This is a genomic window from Bacillus sp. BC08 (genome assembly GCF_054326875.1).
Map to the genome: position 1 here is coordinate 285,367 of NZ_JBTGPA010000027.1, position 23,941 is coordinate 309,307.

Below are 23,941 nucleotides of genomic sequence, written 5' to 3' on the forward strand. Positions count from 1 at the left end.
TTAACTTATTAAATAAATTTCAAAAATACCACTACTTGATTCATTAATTATCTTCATTTCTTAAATAAATTAAAAGTAACAAGGACCAGAGTATATCCGTTTTTGCCGATAAACTCTAGTCCTTATTACTTTGCTCACTTCTCTATGAAATCATAATTCATCAACTATTGTATCTCATTTCCTAATTAGGTCCACTTAACTTCAAGATAAAGTCTCGTGATACTTGATTTCTTACTATCATTAGATACATTACTTACAGTTATTTTTTCATTTAAAGTATAAGTTTTTTTGATATTCATAACGATACTCCAGTATTTATCTTTATAACTGATATCATTACCTGCATTACTAAATATAAGCTAATATTGATTTCCAGTCATAAAAAACAATTGCCTTTTTTCTACTTTACTTCTACCGTATAATTCCCTGTTCCCCCGCCATACTGATACACATGTAAATAATATTTTCCTGGATACGTGTAGTAACTTCCTACTAACTTATTCCCTTCTTGCTGTGCATACGTAACATAATTATTTAAATCCGCTTCTGAATAAAGAACCCAGTTTACTCCGATATTATTTTCCTTCGTTACATTAATTTGAAGGTTTTTCGCCGTTTCTATATTAATTTCAAAGAAATCACTCGTATCACCATTTCCTAAACTAGCACGTAAAACTTGATTTAATTGCAGTTTATTTGCCGTCTGGAATGAGTTATTTGGTTCTTTTTCTACACTGTTATCTTCTTTCTTTTGAACCGTTACATTCGTTGTAGTCGTATTCGTTAATCCTTTGTCATCTGTTACTGTTAATTTTGCCGTATATGTTCCTTCTTTTGTGTATACATGGGTCGGATTTTGTTCATTACTTACAGTACCATCACCAAACTCCCATTTATAAGAAACAATTTTTCCATCTTCATCTTTTGATCCATCGCTTTTAAACGATATTGCTTCATTTACATTTCCGCTATATGGACCGTTTATAACCGCAACTGGCGCTTTATTCACAGCACCTTCTTCCGTATTAATTCCATGGAATACAACATCATATTCAAATTGTCCTGCTGCATTTACACGATAATTCACAAAGTACGCTGTTACTGTTTTATAGCCTGTCCATTCTTTCGCACTTAAACGTTTTAACGTATCATTCACGTTTTGCGTAATTGTTTTCCAATCTTCATATTCCCCTTTTGCAGTCGTACCTGTATACGTTCCTTGTAATGTAAATGTATTAAAGAACTGTGATTTATTTTTCTTAACTGATAAATTACTTAATTTTGCTTCTGCTGTAATTTCTACTGCAATATCTGAAACTGGTTTCGGTGCGTGCGTTGCTAAATAATCATCCGATACTAATGGAACATTATATTTCTCACGGTTATCGACTAACATTTGCATATAATCTTGATACTCTTTATTTAAATTCGCATCTTTACTTAAGGCAGAGCGGTATGCATCATATGCTGTTACATCATTTTTTCTAATAAGATCATGAATTTTGTCAAACATATCATACCTCTTATTGTACATGTACGATTGTAAAGCGAAGGAATAATTATAGAAATCCCACGTTCCATACTTTGCATTTAACGTTCGCTCTGCCGTATAACGTTCTGCTGGATTTGAAGATATCCCTCCTATAATACTCTTTCTCGGTACAACATTATCTGTTCTCGTTGCCCCTGCAAAAAACTCCGCATTCCCTTCTTCAAACCAAGATAATCTCTCATTCTCATACATCTTACCTTGTCCCCAAAGTCCTGGTACTTCATATCTACCTTGCAAGTAATGCGTGAACTCGTGTCGGAACAATTCTTCTAAACTATAAATACTTTCTTCTGGCGTACGCTCATAAGTAAAGAACGTACCTGTTCCTTCAATATAAAGACCACCGTTATTCGTTTCATACCCGTATAATTGACGATTAAATTGATACTCAGCTGGACTATTATAAATAACCATCGTTAATACATCATCAGGATTTCCTTTTTCTAAAGGTTGATCACTTTCAACCGTACGATGGAATTGCGCCTTCACTTCTTTTGCTGCCCAATATAGACGTTTTACTTTTTCTTCTGTCACTTTATCTCCAGCTTTTAATACAATTGCACCATCATCAAACGTATACGTTTTCGGCAAATACTTTTTCTTCCCATCTTCTCGTATTTGATCTAAATTAACAACATTTCCATTTGCATCTTTCCCGCCATAATTCGTCGCGATTTGCTCAGCCGCTACGAAATATTGCTCCCCTAAATACGGATACATTTTCATCGCGTCTGTTACAACTTGCAATCCTTTCGTTCCTGTACTATGGAACGTACCAAGTCTACCTGTATAATAAATACCATTATTAATTAACCAACCATTCTTCTCTGTCACCGTTCCAATTAAAGCAAAACGACTTAATTCATTAATATAGCTATCAATTTTTTTGTACCATACTGTATCTTTCGGTGCTTTTCTCGTATCGTACAAATACGATTGAATGTCGTAATCAACACCTTGCATAATATCGTAAATCGCATTTCCAGCTGAAAGATTGTCTACTAATGTAGAAAAATTATCGTTATATTGTTTGAAAATCTTTGCAGCTGCTGTTATCGTTTCCACATCACTCGAAGCATTTCCTATTAATTTTCCGTATGATGATACAACTCTATTTTGTTCTAACGTACCAAGTTTGAAATTCGGGTTATTCGCAATCGTTTTTAATGCAGGTAAGCATTTATCATGATAGCTCCGCTCATTTAGTTTACTTAATTCTGTATGATAAAATCCTAAATAAAATCCTGACCGTAATACCTCTACTAAAGTCTCAATCCCTTTGGAATCATCTTTCGTATAAGCTTGTCCCTGCTGCTTCAATTTATCAATAATTGCCTGCGTCCTACTATCATTTTGATAGAATGCCAGACTATCCTTATTAAACTGAAATAGATCCGTAATTTGCTCCCAATCAATTGTTACAAGTAAATCTACTAACTGCTGATTGCTTAGTTGATTTAATTCAGCAATTGTATAAGTTTTCGCTGCAGCTAATTGCCTACTTTCTTTTTTCACTTCAGGCGGTCTTTGCGACAAATCAGCAAATTGTAGCCTTTTCTCAAAAGACTTGTTTTCAAGCACTTTTGATGAGTGAGCTAACTCTTGCACTGGCAGTTGTACACCAACTGGCTCCATTTTGAGCACATTCCGATAAGAAACTTGTTCTCCCTTTGTACTTTCTGCCAATGTGCTTCCTTGGAAACTCCCTAACATGAAACTAGCAAAACTTACCCCTACTAACAATTTTTTTGAATAGCCTTTCATGCTCTCCCCTACCTTACATTTTTTAGTGTCCCGCACCATTATTTTACTATTCTTACTTTTTATTCTGTATTGAGAAAAAATAAGGGAACGTTCACATATGTATCCATGCCTAGCAAAATTAACACTTGACTTTATGTGCATTTTATATCAAAAAAAGATAGATAATAGCGAAATTCCGGCTACATCTATCCTCGTTCTCAACGCTATGATTTCAACTTTATAAACGTAACTTCCGGTAATGTTTGCATATGCTGAATCAACTCATTCTTTTCTTCTGACGATATGTTTTTCAGCTGCATCCTTACCTTATAAACTATTTCTGCTTCTTGCTGTAAAGCTTCCACTTCATATGAAAGTATTGGAATGCCTTTCACTTGTAGCTTTTCTACTATTTGTTGTACCGCCTCATGTTTATTTATACATATTTGCACTGTTATATTTTGCGGAAATAAAAATTGCACCTTAAAAATACGACTCACAATCTCTAAACCAATTAAAACGAGAATCGTCGCTCCAATCCCTACTACATACATGCCAGCACCAATCGCTAATCCAAGTCCGGCTGTAGCCCATAAACCAGCCGCTGTCGTTAATCCTTTCACCGCCTGCTTTTGAATAATAATTGTCCCTGCACCTAAAAAACCTACACCACTAACAACTTGTGCTGCAATACGGCTCGGATCAAGAGCCATATGTTCCTCATTCATAATATCTGAAAAGGCATATTTTGAAACGACCATTATTAAAGCACTTCCTACCGCTACTAGGAAATGTGTTTTTAATCCCGCCTCTTTTGATCGAATTTCCCTTTCAATACCGATTATTGCTCCTAACAAACCCGCAACACCGATTCTTATAATTAGATCAACATTTACACTCACGAGCCCTTCCCCCTTTCATTCATTATAGATAGATAAAGCAAAAATTATCACACACATCTAATTATCGATATAAAAGCATTTCATTAAAATATACTTAATATCCCAGGTGATTTATGTTAATATTAAAAATATTAACATAAATCAAATTTAACCTACTTTTTATACGAAAAACCATAAACTTTATTTTCCATTTAAAAACGAGCTATAGATTGCATAAAACGAGGTTGAGAAAGTATAGAAACCGCTTACATTTTGTATCATAATTTTTATACATACTACATAAATAAAGGAGCTTACCATCAATGAACGTCTCTTTACTTACACCTACTACCGATTTACAAGAAGAATACTTAGATTTTTATAAAGAATGGAAAGATAGCGGTGAAACGATGATTCCATGGGTTATCTCAAAAGATCCTTCTAATTTCACGGCGATGATTCAAGAACTTCACGATGCGCATAACGGAATAAATCTTCCTGAAAATTGGGTACCAGACTCTACATATTGGCTCGTCACAGATGAAAATAAAATTGTAGGGGCTGTTAATATACGTCATAGTTTAACCGAACATTTATTTAACGCTGGAGGTCATATTGGTTATGGCATTCGCCCTTCTGAAAGAAGAAAAGGTTATGCTACGAAGTTATTAGAATTATCGCTAGAAAAAACAAAGGAATTAAACATTACGAAAGCACTTGTCGTTTGTGACGAAGCGAATACTGCTTCTGAAAAAACAATTTTACATAACGGTGGACTTCGTGATGATGATTTCACTGAAGAAGACGGAAATATAGTAAGAAGGTTTTGGATTGAGCTATGAAAAAATCATCCAATGAAAATAATCTTATTATAGAGAAATATAATAGAAGTAACGAGCTAAAAGTAAAACAACTTATTGATTTATATAATGAAGACCCTTATCTATTTAACTTATTACGAGATAGTAAAACAAAATGTGCGTATGTTGCCTGCTATAAAAAAGATGTAGTAGGTATTTTTCTCACCTGGGGCAGTAACTTCCATCCATACTGCACATACTTCCGAATATATACGAACCCTTTCTATTCAGAGCTACACATAGAACAATTTTTATTAAACGAGATTCTAAAACGAGAAAACTTCAACTTACCATTACAAACATCTATATGGGAAACATCGGCTCATTTAAAAGCCTATTATGAAGAACATAATTTTACGGAAATCCGAAGAACTTATATGCCAATATTAGACGTACAAAAAATCATCCCTATCGATACAATGCTTCATTCAAATTATGATGTACAAAGCTTATCAAACATCTTGTCTAATAATAGCTTCTTTGAAAAGCTAGCTCACTTAGTAAAAAAGAATTATGAGGATACTCACTTAGCAAATCCAGTTGCCTCATTCCCGCTCGAAGCTTGGAAAGAACAGATCTTAGCTGATGACGCATTACTAGATGCGAGCTTTGTAATGATAGATGAAGAGAATGAAATTATTGGGTACTCTTTCCTCCATACATCAGAAAAGACTAATACAGTAGAACTAGGATGGTGCGGGACTCACACTACAGAAAATTTATCCTTACTGAAACTTCTCGTTTTCAAACAAGCTATGTATGCAAGTACACACGGTTATTCTTTCATTCAAGGTGAATTCGATTCAACGAGTATATATGCAATGGAAATATTAAAATCCTTTCCTTTCAATCCTTGTGCTACTTGGATTACATATCAAAAAGAAGTCGGAAAGTGATTATACACCTTCCGACTTCTTTTATGCTGTTTCTATTTCAAACTGCACTGTAATACCACTAGGATCTACTACTGTAAATCCGTTTGTACTTTCGTTTACTTTATGTTGTTTTTCTATTAATCTTTCTTTCACTTCATCTAACGCTTCTTTGTGCGGTAATACAATTGTATACACTTTAAGTCCAGTTGCATGTGCGGGTGGGTGTGGATTATTTACGCCGTTCCACGTATTTGCACCTATATGATGATGATATCCTCCTGCAGAAATGAATAAGCAGTCATCTTCGCGTTGTTGTACTTCAAACCCTACTGTCTCTACATAAAACTCATGTGACTTCTCTACATCAGCTATTCGTAAATGTACGTGCCCAACGACAGTATTAGCAGGTAATCCATCAGCCTCATAATCAACGAGTGTTGCCAGTTCTTTTAAATCTAGCGGCGTACTTCCTCCTGGTCCTTCTCCCCATTGATCACGCGGACGGTCTGCATAAATTTCAATACCATTTCCCTCTAAGTCTTGTAAATAAAACGCTTCGCTATACGTATGATCACTTGCACTATTAAACCTTGAAATTGGTAAAATTTCATTAGAATATGTATAACGCCCTTCTTGTTCAGCTGGGCTATCAATTACATTCTTATTACGAATCACCCCAAATAATGCCGAAGCAAAGGCTTCACGAGTCGGAACTAAAAAGGCTACATGATATATACCAGTCGTACGCGGCTCTTGCAGCACCCCGTCCTCTAACTTTTCAAGAACAAGTAACGTGTCCTTTCCACCTTTTCCTGATAAATATGCTTTATTCCCCCCTTGCTTAATTACTTCTAGGCCTACTACATTCTCATAAAAAGCAATTTGGCGCTCTAAATCTTGCACTTTAAATTGAACATGACCAATACGTGTTTTCGGATGAATTTGTACCATGAATAACTCCATCTCCTTATCCCGATATTTTCCTATTTCATATTACCGTTACTATGAAGAATACAACTAAAATCATCCTATGTAAATAAGAAAAGTCAGAATTTATACACATTTTTATTTTCATAATAAAAAAGTCACCTCTTCTAACTTTCAGAAAAGGTGACTTTATAACTCTTATTTCATTTTATGTACTTCGGCAACTAACTTTCCGCCCTGAATGCCCATATAAAGCTTCACAGGTGCATCATTCGTGTTTTCAAACACTAAGTCTAAGTATGGATATGCAATTGTAGCATCTCTTCCTTGTGGAACATAACCTACCGTTTTAGAATGTGTTGTTCTCTCTACCATTTTCAAACCAGCTTGATCTGCTGCATTGTATAATGTTGATGATGTTTGACAAACACCACCGCCGTATCCATCTACTAATTTACCATCTACAATTTCTTTTCCTAGTTGATATCCTTTATCTGGCGTTGTATCACCAATTAATGCATTGAAAGAGAAACTGTCTCCTTTTGCTAATACAACTCCATTTATGCTCGCTGCTGACAAGCGAATATTCTCAATACGGCCACCTGCTGAGCCACCTAAATTCGTTTCATATCTACCAATTACCGTACCACTTCCTTGCGCATCACTTAATGTTGCAGTAGGCTTTTTCTCAACAATAGGTAATTGATATGAAGAATCCCACATACCAACGTTTAATAATTTATCTACTAATTCTTTTTCCATTAATTCATAAGAAGGTTTTCCTTCTTGCCAACTTCCATCAGATGCTACACGTGATGGAACCATCTTTTTGTCAACGCTTTTCCCAACCTCGCTAGCAACCTTCGTTACTGATTTTTTAAATTTTGCTTCGTCTTCAAAATAACCTAGACTCGATAAATCTAACTTTTTCACTTCCGTACCAGTACGACCATCTACTAAACTAATAGAATCCTGTACCTCTGCTTTAGCCTCTACCGTGTGGCCACCAATATCACTTACTAATGCAACATCACTTACTTTTGCACCACAACCACTCACTATAGCTACACATAACACCCCAACTAATATACCCTTTACTTTACGGAACAATATACTCTCCCCTTTTTCCCAATATTACTTTTATGTATTATTTCATTTTTATGTATGTTTTGTTACAATCATTTTACAATATATTTATAAAATGTTACAAGTTATTTTTTACTCTATATAAATTACTCTTTTCTTTTCTAAATGTCTATACATATTTACATAAAAGTTGGAGTTGGATAGAATTGTAACCTTTATGTAACCTCGCCTTTTTATCCAGTATATACCATAAAACAAAAGAAATACAAATGTAAAACTCCATATTCTTATTTATAAAGGAACATCCTGTGAACATAAATAGGTATTTGCCGTGCCACACTCCGCTTTTACACATACATTATGGTGAATTAACCTATTTTAAAGAAATGGAGGATGTTTTTATGTACCCCTACAATCCATACGATCCATATAACCAAAATGCTTATCAGCCTCAATATGATTTACAAGCACAATACCAACAATATATAGATCCAGCAGAACAAGTTAATCCATATGATCAAAATCGACAATTTCAACTCCCAATCTCTTTTCCTGGTACTGGAAACCGTCAACTAGAAAGACGAGTAAATGAGCTTGAACAAAGAGTACGTCAATTAGAAAACACGGTTGAGCGTCATACACGTAGATTAAACCGCTTAAACCAACGTTTACGTACAATAGAAAACAGACTAAATATTCCATTTTCAGCATTAGAAGACGGATTTTAATTTCGAAAATAAAAAATATATGAAGGAAGGGGTCCCCCCTTCCTTATATAAATTGACGAAAGTTTTTTCCATCTCTATACTGATAAGAGTTAATGAAATGAAACAAGGTGATAAATATGGATTTTGAAATAAATTATCTTTCCTTTTATGTTGTACAAGTAGAAGGAAAAGGTGAAGCTGTTGATAAACGCTACAAACATTTTCAAACATTAGACGCTGAAGAGTATGGAGATAGCTCCTTAAAAGAATTTTTGAATGGTGAATTATTAAAAATTTCAAAGCGAAAAGTAGAACGTCATGCGAAAACAGAACAAGCTCCGACAAAGATCGGTCGCTTCATTGTAGAAGAAGGGCACGAACTTGATTCAAACCCTCATTACAACCTCTTTAATCGCATTCGCTTTGCGGAAACAAAGGAAAACTTCAAAGATATGAGTGAACCTCTCGTTTATACGTATCTGGATACAAGCGCTGTACGCGGTGGTGTATTTTTAATTGCGCAAGCAAAACTACGCAAATACTTTGATGATCCATTCGTTTTTGTTATGAAATGTGACTTCGAACCGAAAGTCGCTTCTATTTCAGATGAATCGACACTTATTCGTAACGTTGAAATGGCCATCACAACAAAAAACATGAAATCTATCCAATATCCGTACATGCCTGAAGAAGGTATGGTCGAAGTAGGTGAACTAAAAATTCACCAGGCATCACACGCCCGTTACTTTGAAGACTTCTTAAAATTCGTCGAGTACGAACGCTCTATGCCTGAAATTATGAAAACACAAGTAATGGACATGGTATATGACCAAATTGAAGATGTATTTGAAGAAGGTACGGAAGAACGTGAACAATTTGACCAAGCAATGGAAGTATGGGCTGCCAGTCCAAAACGTGAAATTATGGAACAATTTTCAACCGAAGAAGTAATGGAAGCTACCGCTCAAATTGTCGAGCATGCTCCTGAAGTGGAATTAAAGCTAAAAGCAGATCATATCTCTGTAAAGGCCCTGCTTGCTGATTTCGGGGATCAAATACATATCGCAAAGGTAAATGACCGATACGTATTAATGATCGAGGCTGATACACTTACGTTTGAGAAAGGCTTCTCTCCAATTGAGTTTCTGAAGCCGGATGAGTTGCAAGATGTGATTGAGCGAATTGAGAATAAGCAGCAGTATTCTTATGATCCGAACGGGATTGAATAAAGTGAAACTTTAATCAGTGGGGGTCTTACTGCCCGTTAATGCGGGATAAATGCTTCCATATAACTTTTCTTACTGAGCGCTGTTAACAAGCGCTCTTTTATTTGGGACATAGTTGACAGTTATATAAAAAAACCGATTCTACTAAGAATCGGTTTTTCTGCTTTATAACAAAATATGTTTTTTGATCCAAAAGGACATTAGTTGAACAATCAAGTAGATTCCTTTTTTGTTGTACAAGCTTATTTTCATTAGAGATATTTACTTCAATATTTCTAGTTGAACAAGTCCGTCTATAAGTTTTTGGTGTTGTCTTTTAGTCACTATGTATGTTGTTAAAATGAAAATTTCACTTTACTACCTCAAATTTATTGTACTCGTAAAAAGATAATTGAAAACGATATTCTGGATGCTCTCTCACCCAATCGTAAGCTTCTTCTAAAATATCCATTTTGTTTTGTAAGTCATTCAGTTCCCTACATTCGTCCCTTTTCTGTTTGCACAGAGGACAGAATCCATTCACTATTTCGGCACTCGTCGCCCTAATAGTTTTACTTTCTAAGTCAACTACTAGACGAAGAAGAAGAGAATGCTCTTCTTTTGTAGTCACTGTCATTTCAGCGATCCCATCCTCATTCCAAAAGACTCCGTTTAATTCCATCTGTACATTGACGTTTTTAATATCCAATTCTATCACTATCACACCTCCCTTGTATAAAGCTCTTATCTTATTCTTCAATTTTAATCTGTCATACACCATGATTTAAAGATATATTAAGCATTTTCCAAGTCTTCTAAATTAAGTTACCTTTCATTTATACATATACTACTATAGATTAAACTTATTTTAATAGAACGGAGGATATATATGGGGTGTTACAATTCATCATAAAGAATAATATATGAACTTGAACAAAAAATAAATAAGTTAAACTTTCAAGTGAATAGCTTAAATGAAAGAGTTCACCAATTAGAAAATACAGTTGAGCGACACACCCGCCGGCTGAACCGTTTAAACCAACGTTTACGTGCTGTAGAAAACAGATTAAATATTCCGTTTTCAGAAAATGAATATTAACTCGTTAATTCGAACAATGTAAACAAGGCTATTCCTATTATATTTCAAACTGGAAATTCACGTTATCTCTCCCTAAATAATGAATCCTCTGCGTAACCTTCTCTCCTTTTTGTTCTATTTCTCACACTACTCTCAATTATCTTTCTCAGAAAACAAATAATATGTACATTCGTACTAACAACAATAAAATATTCCATTACTAATACGGGACAAGCCGGAAATTTTCCCACTAAACCTCAGCGACTTAATCCTGGAGTTTAGTTGTACATATGAATAAAATAGATTATAGCACTAACTTTCTTCTACTACTTTCTCCATCTCAGCCAAATACCTAATCTGCCTTTCCGCCTTTCTAACCGCTGTTGGAAAATGCTTTTTCAATAGTTCTATTGTAGATTCGCTTATATAGTATCTTTCCGTTATATTTTCCCACGTGTCACTACTTTCAAATATACTCCAAACGAAAGGACGCTCTGTATTTTTTCTCATTTCTTTAAATACCCATTTTCGCATCTTTTTTTTCGCCTTTTCTGTTAGTTTTCCGTTCTCTACAAGTTCAAGTTCACCATGTCTTTTGTACCGTTTATGAATATCTCTCTCGCTATATACTTTAAGAAGTATCTTGGCTGTATTTTCAGCATCTGCTAACGCTCGGTGTTGCTTCCCTTCCCATGTTAAGCCGAGCTGTTCTACTGCAAACTGTAAACTTGGTGTATTCTCAAATAGTTCTTCATACGCTTGGAAAACAAATTTCTGTAAATCAAATTTTCTCTCTTTTTCCATACATGGGCATTCTACACCGTGTAACGTACAATCATGAGATAGAAAACGATAATCTTCTCTTCCCCATGAAACAAATAGAGAGTCTTCTCCGATAAACTGAATAAATTTCTCTATAATTTGCGGAAATTTCTCCACACCAATTAAATCTTCCTTTGTAATTCCCGTTAATTTTGTCGTATGACGAGTAAGACGTGCACCTGGTTTTACTAACTCCGAAAATTCTCCGATGACCTTCATTGTACTTGCTTCTATTTTTACAGCCCCGATATCAACTATCTCTGACGGATCGTCTGATTTATACGGCCTGAAATTTCTCTCTATATCAAACACAATAAAATGTGTAGCGTTTTCCAATTTATTTACCTCTTTCTACATTCCTTTTCACACATACTTTATTTTCAGTATTTATTTATTCATGCACTTTATGCATGTATTACTTCGTTTCAAAACGAAAATTCAATCTCATTATGATATGTACATAGAAGGTTATTCAATAAAAATGCAAAAAAAAAGAAGGGCAAGCCCTTCTTTTTTCCATAATTACTTCTTGTTAACGTTTGTAGCTTGAGGTCCACGGTTACCTTGTTCTACTTCGAAAGTAACTTCTTGACCTTCTTCTAAAGTTTTGAAGCCGTCGCCTTGGATAGCTGAGAAATGAACGAATACGTCTTCTCCGCCTTCAACTTCGATGAAACCGAAACCTTTTTCTGAGTTAAACCATTTTACTTTACCGTTTTGCATGAAAAAAATCCTCCTACAATGTACCTATATGTACATATTCATTTTCAACCACTTTACAATAATACTTCAGACATTAAAAAACTGCAACCCCAGAGGAGATTTAACATTGCTATCCTCCTCGGAAGTTACAGCTCATTTAAATCTCTATATTATTAAAAGTAAAATGGTTTAGATATAATATATCATATCACTATAATAAAAGCAAAGTTTTTTTGCTAAATAAATTTTTTCTTCCACTGCATCGCTTTTGATTCACCTGATCCAGCTACAACATAGCCTTCTTTTTGATTAACGATGCGCCAGCCATGCCCTTTAACTGAGTCACATACTTTAATAATTCCTTCTTCTAGAAGCACACGACAAACCTTACTAATCCCTGCCTTATTTTGCGTTGATGTTGTATATAGCACATGTTGATCTACACTTAAGGCTAAATAGCTACTTGCTTTCTGCTCACTTTGACATATGTGCCAATATGTTTTTTCACTCTCAATACTTTCATCTATTTTACAAAAAGAAATATTCCCGCTAATCCCCTTGCACGATCCACTGGCTGCTACTATGTAAGAATTGTGTAAAGTCAACGCTGAGATCATCTGATTCATCACAATCTTAATCCTCTTTAATTTACGTGTCTCCAAATTAAAGAGCCAAACACCACCATATTTAGCATGTATTTTCGTACCGATAAATAAGTAATGTTTATATAGAAATAACGATCGAATAGATGGTGCCCCGCCACCATACTCAAGAAATGGATGAATGGTTTCCCATGTCGAACCAAAATCATTCGAATGATACAACGTTTTATCTCCATGAGCAATGACAGTTCCTTGTACATTACTACACACATTCCAACTCGTTGCTTTTGTTGGAAAACGCTGCACTGTCCAGTTCTCTCCACCATCCATACTACGAATAAAAATCCCTTCGTCCCCTACACCATACACTACATTATCTTCGCTATGTAAATCCCTAATTCGTTTTTGAAAACCATTTAAAATTTGTTTCCATTCTCCGTCTTGTTCAATAAATAAGCCATTATATGTAGTAGCTAACATAAGTTTTCCATCTCTTAATTTTGTAATAGCGGTCGCACTTAACATCTTCTCCACATTGACACTCCCATTCTTAGAACTTCTCAGCAAATGCAATTGCAAAATTACTGCATTTTTCAACATCCTCTTCATCTTCTGGAGCTAATTCAATTTTCAACCCTTCTTGTACAAGCTCTGCACCGCGTTCTACAAGTTTCTCTTCAAATATCGTTACCGCTTCACAAAACAGTTCGTACGCCGTATCTCCTGATCCGAATACCGCTACTTTTTTCCCTGATAAATCTATATTTTCTAAGTCATCATGGAAATCTTCCGCTTCAAATGGTAGTTCACCATCGCCCCACGTATAAGATCCTAAAATGATTCCATCATAGACTAATAATTCTTCTGCATCCATGCCTTCCATTTCTTGTAATACTACTTCATGATCAAAAGCATCTAAACTAACTTTAATTAAGTCAGCAATACTCTCTGTATTTCCTGACATACTTGCATAAGCTATTAAAATTTTCGCCACTTCGGCATCCCCCTCTTACAATAAATGATTATCATTCTCATTATATTAATAATGAGAATCAATTTCAATTATATTTTTTATTATTTCCGTTTACTTCATACAAAAAAGCACAGATGACTATACAATCATCTGTGCTTTTTTATTACTTTTTAAAAATACCAAACGGCTTTCCAACTGGTAAAACAACTTTTCCGAAGTGTGTATTTAACACTGCTGCTGCTGAACCATAGAAAGATAATAATGAAATAAGAAGTTCTGAATATGCTGCTAAATTATGCATTGCATGCGGCATAACACCTAAAGTACTTAATGAAAGACCGATAAATAAGAAATCAATAAGGACGAAAATCATAAATAATACTTTATGTGTTTCCATTGCACCAATTGTCATAAAGATTGTGAAAATCAAATATCCGATAAAGGCTACCCCAAGCTGTTTTGAATCTGCAGCTTGTGCTAATTTCTCGCCAAATACTCCAAGTTGAATTAACCAAGTCATTCCAACACCTAACCAAAATAGGCCGTATGCACCGAATGCTGTTGTACCGAATGTATTGTTATGCTTTGCATCGTGAATGCACGCAAAGATTTGTGCAAATCCTCCTAAAAAGATTGCCCATGGTAATACAAGAGAAACGCCATCTGTTAAGCCTAGCTTTTGAGATGATGCTACAAGTGTTACCATCGCTAATCCAAATAGGCCAATTCCAGATGGATCCGCTGTTGTCATTTTCACATGATGTGTAGTTGTTTGATTGCTCATATAAACCTCCTGATTATAAACATACTCGAATACAATACTTAAATCAGAAGGCTATGTCAATGGTTTTTTTTGTATGTTGTCAGACCTTATTTTTATAATGATTGAATATACTTCCGACCACTTCATATGGTTTTATATTCACTTTTTCCAACTCGTGTATCGGCAACCACAACGGAATATAAATTCCTCTATCTTTCAGCTCGAATTCCTCCGCTTTACCACTGCCGAAAATCCCATCAGTAATATAGGTATTAAAATAATACTCCGTACCCTTATACTCCACCTTTGTAATAAGATGTTCCACTTCTATATATACCCCTAATTCTTCATAAACCTCTCGCTTCGTTGCCTCTTCAGCTGTTTCATCTTCCTCAATTCCTCCGCCCGGAAAAACATAGTACACTTCATCTTCTCGAATACGTTTTATAAGAGCAATTTTCCCTTCCTGCACAATGATAGCCGCGCCGCGATTTCTTATCATTTTATTACCTCAATACCAATCGCAACTGTTCCCCACTTTTGTTCTTGTTCTTTCGTATATATTTTGTATGTACTTTCTAGCATTTCCTCCAAACTATCATTTTCACAATCCAATAATTTTTTATCCATTTGTTCGTACATTGCTTTAAAGCTTTCGTATCGTTTTATTTCCGTTACTTTTACAGTAATAGTCGCTGTCGTCGTAAGGTTCGTAAATACAATATGATCGCCTCGTTTTATGGGTTGACGTTTTGTATCGTATAGGCGTATTTCATATACTTTTTTTCCTGATTGAATTGACTGAAAAGGTTTATTATATAATCCCATTTCGTATATCATTCATTCCACTCCTTTTTTATTCCTTGCGCGTACTAATTTTGTGTATTACCAATTCATACAACACAGTTCGACTGATTCCAAATTGCATATAATGTTCCATATCTATTACGTGCTTTAGAGAGGATGCTAAATTTGTTATGTTATATTTAAATCAAAAACCTGAATATAATAAATATGATATTGGTGATTATACTTATAGTAAAGTAGGGCCAACTATTTTTTCTTGGAACGATGAAACAAACTTAAAAATAGGTAAGTTTTGTTCATTAGGAGAAGAAGTCGTGTTCATACTCGGCGGTGAACATCGCGCAGACTGGATAACGACTTACCCATTTAATGCACTTTTTGATGAAGGAGCACATATTACTGGTCACCCTTCTTCAAAAGGTGATATCGTAGTCGGCAACGATGTATGGATTGGTTATCAATCCTGCATTTTATCTGGTGTTACTATTGGTAACGGTGCCATTATTGGCGCAAAGAGTGTCGTTACAAAAGATGTACCACCATATGCAATTGTAGCTGGTAATCCTGCAAAATTAGTTCGATATCGTTTCCCGCAGGAAATCATTGAAAAACTAGAGAATCTCGCATGGTGGGACTGGGACATTTCTGTTATAAAAGGGGCCATTCCATTTCTACTTTCCAACAAAATCAACGAGTTTTTTACCCCGCCCGAAAATGAATCTATATGATCAATACACATAAAAAGAGCATCCTATTCTTTTAGGATGCTCTTTTTGGTTTTATTTTTTATGCCCGTGCAACTGATTACACGGAGAACATTGAAACGGAATTTTCTCTAAGCAATTAAAGTTTGTTTCACAAATTTGTTCGATTGTTGGGACAAACGGGATAACAACAATATTACTTTCTATTATTTGTGTAACAGGCGGCAATACTGTTCCTACTTGATGTTCGAAACGGATACTCGCTTGATTAATATAATTCCCTGAACCACTTGGCGCGCTCTGAACTACTACTTGGAACGAAACTGTCCGTGCTTCCCCTGGATTTAAACTTCCTATAAGAAATCCTGATACTGGGTTTACATTTGACACTGGCGTATTATCAACCGTTACACTTCCAATGACAAATCGAACACTACTATCTAACATATCTTGAAAACGAATATTTTGTATTGCTGTATCCCCTGTATTTGTAATAACTGTCGTAAATGTAATAACATCTCCAATTGTTGCTGTTTGATGATCCGCCGTTTTTACGACTGTCGTTGAGACATTTTGAGGAATAAACGGGATAACAACTGTATTACTATCGCCCTCAACTACTACAGGCGGTTCATTTGGATTCACAGTTGCAAATCCATTCGCTGTAGCAGTATTTGTAACTAAATTATTTATTTGCCCCCCTGTTATTACAACTTGGAAATTAATAATTGCTGCATCATTTGGTTGAAAATCACCTAACGGAATACCAGTATTCGGATTAGCAAATGGAAAAGGTACATCATTTACTGTTACTGTGCCATTTATAAATAACGTATTCGGATCAATGATATCTGTTAAAACAATATTCGTCACAGGAATTGTACTATCATTAATAACAGCAATTCCGTAAGTGACAACATCTCCTACCATTGCTACTTCAAAATCCGCTCCTTTTGCAACAAATAAAATTGCAGTATTTACCGTTACAATAACTGTATTACTCGTGTCCATTACTGTAACTGGCGGCTCTCCTGGTACTAAAATATACTCTGCTAACGCCCCAGCAACGTTGACTACTGTACCCCCATCCGGAAAACTTGTAATCGTAGCTTCATACGTTACAAGTGCAGTCTCACCGACCGGAATATCTGGTATCGTAAATCCAACCTGCGGATTTAACCCCGGCTGCGGAACTCCATTTATCGTTACACTATTTGGAACAAACTCAGCTTCCTGAGATAACACATCTATAAACTGAACATTCATCGCATCAGCAGTACCTGTATTTAATATACGAACAGTATACGTTACTGTTTCTCCTACTCCAACAATTGGATGATCTACTTCTTTCAGCATATCTAAACTACCTCTATTTACTGGTGTGACTGTCGTATTACTTGAGTTCGTAATTGTGAACGGTGGTTCTCCTGGAATCAATTCGAAATCACCAGTTACTCTTGCTGTATTCATAATGCTACTAGACGGCGGAATTGCGATTACATTTACTTCAAATGTAATTAATATACTATCCCCTACTGCAAGATCTGGTAATGAAAAGCCTACAAAAGGATTTAAACCTACTTGCGGAACCCCATTTATTTGTACACTTCCTGGAACGAATTCTAAATCAGGCGATGGAATATCAATAAACTGAACATTTGTCGCAGTTACCGTTCCTGTATTTGTAACTTGCACACTATAAGTTAACGTATCCCCTAATCGTGTTGCTTGCTTATTTACGTTTTTTATAACATTAAATCGTCCTCTATTCACCCTTGTTATTGTCGTATTACTCGGTTCAGTTACTATAACTGGTGGCTCTCCTGGCACTAAAGTAAAACTTCCTGTTATATTTGCAACGTTCGTAATGGTTCCCGATGACGGGATGCTTGTAACTGTCGCTTGGAACGTTACAATAACTGTTTCACCAACTGGTATATCTCCAACTCCAAAACCAGTAATCGGATTTAAGTTTGGTTGCGGGGCTCCATTTATCGTTACACTATTCGGTATAAATGACGCTCCTGCTGAAATGGTATCAATAAACTGAACATCATTTGCTGTTACTGTTCCTGTATTCGTTATTTGCACCGTATACGTTAATACATCTCCAACGAGAGTAGCAGCCCTATTTACTTGTTTAATAACATTAAATCGTCCTCTATTTACAGTTGTAAGTGTTGTATTGCTCGGTTGGTTTACTACAACTGGTGGTTCTCCTGGTATTAGTATAAAGCTTCCCGTAACATTCGCGGTATTAGCAATTGTTCCGTTTGATGGGACACTGACAACTGTTACTTGGAACGTAACTTCTACACTTTCACCTGGGCTTATATCTGGAAGCGGGAATCCATTATTAAGATTGAATCCGGGTTGTAGCACACCATCTATCGTTACACTATCTGGTATAAATGTGATTGAGGACGGTAATACATCACTATATTGAACATTCGTCGCTACCACTGTACCTGTATTTTGAACTACTGTTGTATATGTGATTGTATCACCTACTGCAACAACCGGCTGACTTACTGATTTTAAAACATTTAAACCAGGTTCATTAATTTCTGTTAATGTCGTATTACTTGTTGTTGTTTCTGTAATAGGCGGCTCCGTTTCACTTACAGCAAATGTAGCTGTAACGTCTACAAAGTTAACAATCGTTCCACCCTCAGGTATGCTCGTAACCACTTCCTGATATGTGACAAGTACAAAATCATCTACAGGGATATCTGGAACTGGAAAACCAATGAAAGGATCTAATCCTGGTGCCGGCACCCCATTTATGCTCACACTTCCCGGTACAAATGCTACACCTGCAGAAGTAGTATCGATAAATTCAACATCAGTCGCTGCCACTGTTCCAAAATTAAAGATCAGTACATTATACGTTAAAATTTCTCCTACAGTCGCTACTTCTTTATCTACTAGTTTTAACGGGAAAATAAACGCTATATTAATCGTCGTAACGACTAAATTCGTTAATATCGTTTCCGTAATCGGTGGTTCCTGCGGATTTGGCTGTGAAGTAAATGTAACGTCTGCATCATTTAATATGACTTCATTATCTGGAATTTCTGTAATCATCACTCGGAACGTTACCTCAATACTTCCACCATCGATTAATAATGGAGTAACTGTAAATCCGAGTTCTGGATTTAAACCGAGTTGCTGTACCCCACCTATCGTTACACTATCTTCTTCAAATGTTGTTCCTTCTGGAATCACATCTTGGAAGAACACATCTGTAACAGGTATAATTCCTACGTTTGAAATTAGCACAGTATACGTTAATACATCCCCAACAGCTCCAGCAGCAACGTCAACTGTTTTTGTTGCTGTTACTTCACCAGGAGGAGGTAACGGTATTGTAACTACCGTTGTATTACTTGAGTTCGATGTTGTTACAGGTGGTTGTAACGGATTTAATAAAAAAGTGGCTGTAGCAGATGCTGTATTTAATACTGCTCCACGTGTAGACGGTGCAACTACCATAACTTGGAACGTTACTGTCAATGATGTTCCAGCTGCAATATTCGGAAGTGTGAAACCAACATTTGGGTCAAATCCAGGTTGTGGCGCTCCATTTATCGTTACACTATTTGCGACAAATGTTGTTTCTGCAGCAATTGGATCAAGGAAAGAAACATTCGTTGCTGTTACTGTGCCGTTATTTCGAATGATAACAGAATACGTGTAAGTTTCTCCAAGTGCTGCTTGTTGTACAGATGAAGATTTTTGTATACTTAGCTGCGCTGTGTTTACTTGCGTCACTACAAAATTACTATTTGTTACAGTCGTTATTGGAGGATTTGCTGGATTTATAAGAAAACTTGCAGTAACGTTCGATTGGTTTCTTATATTTCCACCGCTCGGAACATTCGTCACTGTAACTTGAAACGTAATCGTAGCCGTTTGCCCGACCGGAATATTCGGTACTGGGAAACCTGCCATAGGGTCTGCGCCTTGCTGAACGACTCCATTTATCGTTACACTATTTGCTACAAATGCAGCACCAGACGGAATTGGATCTTGAAAAATAATATTCGTTGCAGGAACAGTTCCTGTATTTTGAATACGAATCGTATACGTTAGCGTATCTCCTATACCTGCTTGGGGTGTATTTACACTCTTCATTACATTAAGTGATCCTACATTCACTCGCGTCACAACAATATTACTAATCGTTACAATTGTAATTGGTGGCTGGAGAGGACTTACTTGGAAATCAGCAGTGACATTTGCATTATTCGGAAGAACTCTATTTGGTGGTACACTCGTTATCGTCACTTGAAAAGTAACTGTTACCATCCCTCCGACTGGAATGTTAGCAAGCGGAAATCCAGTTGTTGGGTTTAAACCTGGTTGAGGTGTTCCATTTATTATTACACTATTTGCTACAAACGTTGTTCCAGATGGAATCGGATCAAGGAATGAAATATTTGTCGCTGCTACTGTTCCACTATTTTGTATACGAATTGTATACGTTAGCGTATCTCCTACACCTGCTTCAGTAGCACTTACACTCTTTATTACATTTAACCCTGAAGAATTCACGACTGTCATAACAGTATTACTTGGCACCGTTACAGTAATTGGTGGCTCTGTTGGATTTACAAGAAAATCTCCAGTTACATTCGCATTATTTACAACATTATTTCCTTGAGGGATTTCATCAATTAATACTTCAAACGTAACAATTGTACTCGCGCCAGTAGGCAAATTATTTAATGAGAATCCAAGTTCTGGATCTGCGCCTTCTTGTAAAACTCCATTAACAACTACACTATTTTCGATAAATAATGTCCCTTGCGGAATTGAATCTTGGAAAAATACATTTGTAGCTGGTACACTACCTGCATTTATAATTTCAATTGTATATACTAAAACATCCCCTACCGTTGCAACATCCGAATTCACTGATTTCACAACTTCAAAGTTCCCTGTTTGTACTGTTGTATTCACAACATTACTCGGAACATTAATTGTTACGGGTGGTTCACTCGGATTCACTTGAAAACTTGCTGTTACATTTGCTTGATTTAAAATATCTTCGTTTTGTGGATCCTGTACAATTAATACGTCAAATGTGACTACAACTGTTTGAGCCGCAGGAATATTAGGAAGAGAAAATCCTGTATTCGGATTTAATCCACTTTGCGGTACTCCATTAATTGTTACAGAATTTGCAACAAATGAGACAGCGGGAGAAATAGCATCTTGGAAAAACGCATTCGTTAGCGGAACGTTTCCTGTATTTTGGACGGCAATCGTGTACGTTAAAGTATCTCCTACTGCCGCTTGTGTTGTATTCACTTCTTTTATTACATTTAAACCACCTGTATTCACTTGTGTCACAACTGTATTCGTTTGTCTATTAATCGTCACTGGTGGTTGATTCGGAATAACGACAAAATTAGCAGATACATTCCCGCGATTCGCAATCGTACCTCCTGATGGCGTAGATGTCACCCGGACTTGAAATGTAACCGTCCTACTTCCACCTGGAGAAATATTTGCTACAGCAAACCCAGTCGAAGGATTTACTCCTGGTTGTGAAACCCCATCTACAGTTACACTATTTGCTATAAAAGTCGTTCCAATTGGGATTGGATCTTGAAAAATAACATTCGTCGCAAGTACATTTCCTGCATTTTCAATTGTAACAGTGTACGTAAGAACATCATTCACTGTCGCAAAAGCTCTATCTACTGTTTTTCTCGTTCTTATATCAGCTATATTAATAGTAGTAACTACAGTATTACTTGTCGCTTGCCCTGAAACTGGTTGTTGACCGGGTACTGGAGTAAAGTTAAATGTTGCACTTGCACGATTCGGAATTGGATTGACAAGCGGATTAGATGTTACTCGAGCTTGAAAGCGCACTACAGTCGTTTGCGAAGCATTAATACTTCCTAGATTAATACTACTTGCTGGATTTGCTCCTGGACGTGCTACCCCATTTACCGTAACACTATTTGGAACAAATGTTGTGCCACCAGGGATACTATCAACAAAAACAACATTATTTGCAGTGACATTTCCATTATTCGTCACATTAACCGTGTATGTTAATACATCATTAAGTGTTGCTGTCTGTAAATCTACAGATTTTTGCATACTTATAGTTGCTTGATTCACTGTCGTTTGTACTGTATTTGAAGAAGACATACTTGTAATTGGTGGGCTACCGACGAAAGGACGGAATTGATATGACACCATTGCGCGATTCGGAATAGGATTTGGGTTCGGAAACGATGTTATTCGCACTTGAAATGTAACAACTCTTTGCGCGTTAGTTGGGATTGTGCCTAAATTAATTCCATTCGCAGGGTTCGCATTCGGCTGTGTTACTCCTCCTACCGTTACACTACCTGCAACAAACGTCGTTCCGTTCGGAATACTGTCTTGTAATATAACATTTTCTGCACTTCCTGTGCCTGTATTTGGGACCGTAATCGTATAAGTGAGAGTATCCCCTACCCCTGCGACTGTTCTATTAACCGATTTAACAGGATTAATAATTGGACCTGTTGCATCAATTTGAACACCAAAACCAGCCGCAGCGTATCCATCACCATTTGTAACGAAACGAACAGTTGCTGACGTTTGATTATTTACTAATGATGCAGAGGCATTTACATTCGTAATATCCCATCCTTGTCTTCGGACAGCTAAAGCTATCCCTAACGGCTGATTCAAATCTCCAAATGTCCCGGTTGTATCTAGCTCTCCAATGTCATTACAAATTTGTGATTGAAAGAAATTATTAGCAGGGTTTCTCGGGCCTGATAATGCAACTGTAGCATTTGCATTCGGTCCAAAGCGAAGTTGGTCTCCAACAATGTTAGAATCACCTTCTTGAGCAGTTACGAGCACTCGTCCTGTAACTGCTCCTGTCCCCGGAGTAGCAAATCCTGAAATAGTAGCATCAACTGGTGGTGATGAAGCATCGATAATTTCTTGACCTGCATAAACTGACAAATTCCGAAGTGGCAAACTTGCATTTTGATAAACAACCTCAAGTGTCCAACCAGCCGAACGACTGATAGTTGGATCTGATGAAGTTCTTGCAGCTGGCACTGCACCCGTTGTATAAGTTCCTGCCCCACCTGCACTAACAAGATTCGTTACATTAGCAGAGCGAGCGTAATAAAATTGGTTTCCTACTGAACCTTGTTGCGCGGTAGCAGGATCTGGCGTAACAGAAAACGTCCCTGCTGGCGTAGTAAATGTAATGTTATCATTTAAAAACGGTAAAACATCTTCCGTATCAGTCCGGAAAGTACCAGCCCAAACCAATTCTGCATATAACACACTGCTTCCCACTGGAAGGTTTAAAATTGCACTTGAAGAATTCAATTGCCACTCATCTGTTGTCCCTGCTGGGAATCCTGGTACTTGCAACGCTGTATTTACTGTCGTAAACACAGCAAGTGTACCAAAAATATTACCTGGTGCAGGTGATGTAGGGCTAAGTCCCAGCGTATTCCCAGTGAACGTGACGGCACCAGGTACTGTTGTCGTAAAACGATTTATAAAAGGCACACAATCATCTCATTTCAATTATAGTAAAAAGTGCTCTATACTATAAAATGTAGACAAACTATGCAATGTACTTTGTCCAACAAAATTCCGCACATACGAGAGGAGC

At 36.4% G+C, this 23,941-nt stretch carries 18 protein-coding genes and 1 pseudogene; 6 read left to right on the forward strand and 13 right to left on the reverse strand.

The window, feature by feature from the left end:
• Positions 1 to 400: 400 nt before the first annotated feature.
• Entirely contained in the window at positions 401 to 3,316 is a 2,916-nt protein-coding gene (gene colA / locus ACXVYO_RS07710) for a collagenase ColA (protein WP_458466548.1), read from the reverse strand.
• 203 nt (positions 3,317 to 3,519) lie between these two features.
• Positions 3,520 to 4,197 carry an MgtC/SapB family protein gene (locus ACXVYO_RS07715; RefSeq protein ID WP_458466549.1) on the reverse strand — a complete coding sequence of 226 codons (678 nt, stop codon included), beginning with the start codon at positions 4,195 to 4,197 and terminating at the stop codon, positions 3,520 to 3,522.
• A gap of 302 nt (positions 4,198 to 4,499) precedes the next feature.
• Here ACXVYO_RS07715 and ACXVYO_RS07720 point away from each other — a divergent pair, with 302 nt between their 5' ends.
• Positions 4,500 to 5,018, forward strand: a complete 519-nt coding sequence (locus ACXVYO_RS07720; RefSeq protein WP_458466550.1) for a GNAT family N-acetyltransferase — start codon at positions 4,500 to 4,502, stop codon at positions 5,016 to 5,018.
• Complete coding sequence (locus ACXVYO_RS07725; protein ID WP_458466551.1) at positions 5,015 to 5,932, forward strand: GNAT family acetyltransferase; 918 nt, start codon at positions 5,015 to 5,017, stop codon at positions 5,930 to 5,932. The genes ACXVYO_RS07720 and ACXVYO_RS07725 overlap by 4 nt, the downstream gene beginning before the upstream one ends.
• Positions 5,933 to 5,953: 21 nt before the next feature.
• Here ACXVYO_RS07725 and ACXVYO_RS07730 read toward each other — a convergent pair whose 3' ends face one another.
• Entirely contained in the window at positions 5,954 to 6,862 is a 909-nt protein-coding gene (locus tag ACXVYO_RS07730) for a VOC family protein (protein ID WP_458466553.1), read from the reverse strand.
• Positions 6,863 to 7,036: 174 nt separating this feature from the next.
• Positions 7,037 to 7,948 carry a VanW family protein gene (locus ACXVYO_RS07735; RefSeq protein ID WP_458466555.1) on the reverse strand — a complete coding sequence of 304 codons (912 nt, stop codon included), beginning with the start codon at positions 7,946 to 7,948 and terminating at the stop codon, positions 7,037 to 7,039.
• Between the two features lie 362 nt (positions 7,949 to 8,310).
• Here ACXVYO_RS07735 and ACXVYO_RS07740 point away from each other — a divergent pair, with 362 nt between their 5' ends.
• Together ACXVYO_RS07740 and ACXVYO_RS07745 are read left to right on the forward strand one after the other, a co-directional pair.
• Positions 8,311 to 8,652 carry a hypothetical protein gene (locus tag ACXVYO_RS07740; protein ID WP_458466712.1) on the forward strand — a complete coding sequence of 114 codons (342 nt, stop codon included), beginning with the start codon at positions 8,311 to 8,313 and terminating at the stop codon, positions 8,650 to 8,652.
• 116 nt (positions 8,653 to 8,768) lie between these two features.
• Positions 8,769 to 9,860 carry a DUF3900 domain-containing protein gene (locus ACXVYO_RS07745; RefSeq protein WP_458466556.1) on the forward strand — a complete coding sequence of 364 codons (1,092 nt, stop codon included), beginning with the start codon at positions 8,769 to 8,771 and terminating at the stop codon, positions 9,858 to 9,860.
• A 346-nt stretch (positions 9,861 to 10,206) separates the two neighbouring features.
• Here ACXVYO_RS07745 and ACXVYO_RS07750 read toward each other — a convergent pair whose 3' ends face one another.
• A complete protein-coding gene (locus ACXVYO_RS07750) occupies positions 10,207 to 10,554 on the reverse strand; it encodes a hypothetical protein (protein WP_458466557.1) in 348 nt (115 codons plus the stop codon).
• A 258-nt stretch (positions 10,555 to 10,812) separates the two neighbouring features.
• Between ACXVYO_RS07750 and ACXVYO_RS07755 the strand changes: the two are divergent.
• Positions 10,813 to 10,935 (forward strand): annotated as a pseudogene (locus ACXVYO_RS07755) (hypothetical protein); the annotation flags it as partial.
• A 291-nt stretch (positions 10,936 to 11,226) separates the two neighbouring features.
• Here ACXVYO_RS07755 and ACXVYO_RS07760 read toward each other — a convergent pair.
• From ACXVYO_RS07760 to ACXVYO_RS07790, 7 genes are all read right to left on the reverse strand, one after another.
• Complete coding sequence (locus ACXVYO_RS07760; RefSeq protein ID WP_458466558.1) at positions 11,227 to 12,072, reverse strand: exonuclease; 846 nt, start codon at positions 12,070 to 12,072, stop codon at positions 11,227 to 11,229.
• A gap of 186 nt (positions 12,073 to 12,258) precedes the next feature.
• Complete coding sequence (cspB, locus tag ACXVYO_RS07765) at positions 12,259 to 12,459, reverse strand: cold shock-like protein CspB (protein WP_001179148.1); 201 nt, start codon at positions 12,457 to 12,459, stop codon at positions 12,259 to 12,261.
• A gap of 215 nt (positions 12,460 to 12,674) precedes the next feature.
• A complete protein-coding gene (locus tag ACXVYO_RS07770; RefSeq protein ID WP_458466559.1) occupies positions 12,675 to 13,574 on the reverse strand; it encodes a WD40/YVTN/BNR-like repeat-containing protein in 900 nt (299 codons plus the stop codon).
• Between the two features lie 16 nt (positions 13,575 to 13,590).
• Positions 13,591 to 14,034: a flavodoxin gene (locus ACXVYO_RS07775; protein WP_458466560.1), complete on the reverse strand. Its 444-nt coding sequence runs from the start codon at positions 14,032 to 14,034 to the stop codon at positions 13,591 to 13,593.
• A 142-nt stretch (positions 14,035 to 14,176) separates the two neighbouring features.
• Positions 14,177 to 14,797 (reverse strand): acetate uptake transporter, encoded by a 621-nt coding sequence (locus ACXVYO_RS07780; RefSeq protein ID WP_000070938.1) that lies wholly within the window; start codon positions 14,795 to 14,797, stop codon positions 14,177 to 14,179.
• Positions 14,798 to 14,876: 79 nt separating this feature from the next.
• The gene (locus ACXVYO_RS07785) at positions 14,877 to 15,278 is read right to left on the reverse strand and encodes an NUDIX hydrolase (protein ID WP_458466561.1); all 402 of its coding nucleotides are present in this window, start codon (positions 15,276 to 15,278) and stop codon (positions 14,877 to 14,879) included.
• Positions 15,275 to 15,616, reverse strand: coding sequence for an ASCH domain-containing protein (locus ACXVYO_RS07790; protein WP_458466562.1), 342 nt, complete (start codon positions 15,614 to 15,616; stop codon positions 15,275 to 15,277). The genes ACXVYO_RS07785 and ACXVYO_RS07790 overlap by 4 nt, the downstream gene beginning before the upstream one ends.
• A gap of 137 nt (positions 15,617 to 15,753) precedes the next feature.
• Here ACXVYO_RS07790 and ACXVYO_RS07795 point away from each other — a divergent pair, with 137 nt between their 5' ends.
• Positions 15,754 to 16,311: a CatB-related O-acetyltransferase gene (locus ACXVYO_RS07795; protein ID WP_458466563.1), complete on the forward strand. Its 558-nt coding sequence runs from the start codon at positions 15,754 to 15,756 to the stop codon at positions 16,309 to 16,311.
• A 51-nt stretch (positions 16,312 to 16,362) separates the two neighbouring features.
• Here ACXVYO_RS07795 and ACXVYO_RS07800 read toward each other — a convergent pair whose 3' ends face one another.
• Positions 16,363 to 23,835, reverse strand: coding sequence for a DUF7507 domain-containing protein (locus ACXVYO_RS07800; protein WP_458466564.1), 7,473 nt, complete (start codon positions 23,833 to 23,835; stop codon positions 16,363 to 16,365).
• Positions 23,836 to 23,941 lie beyond the last annotated feature (106 nt).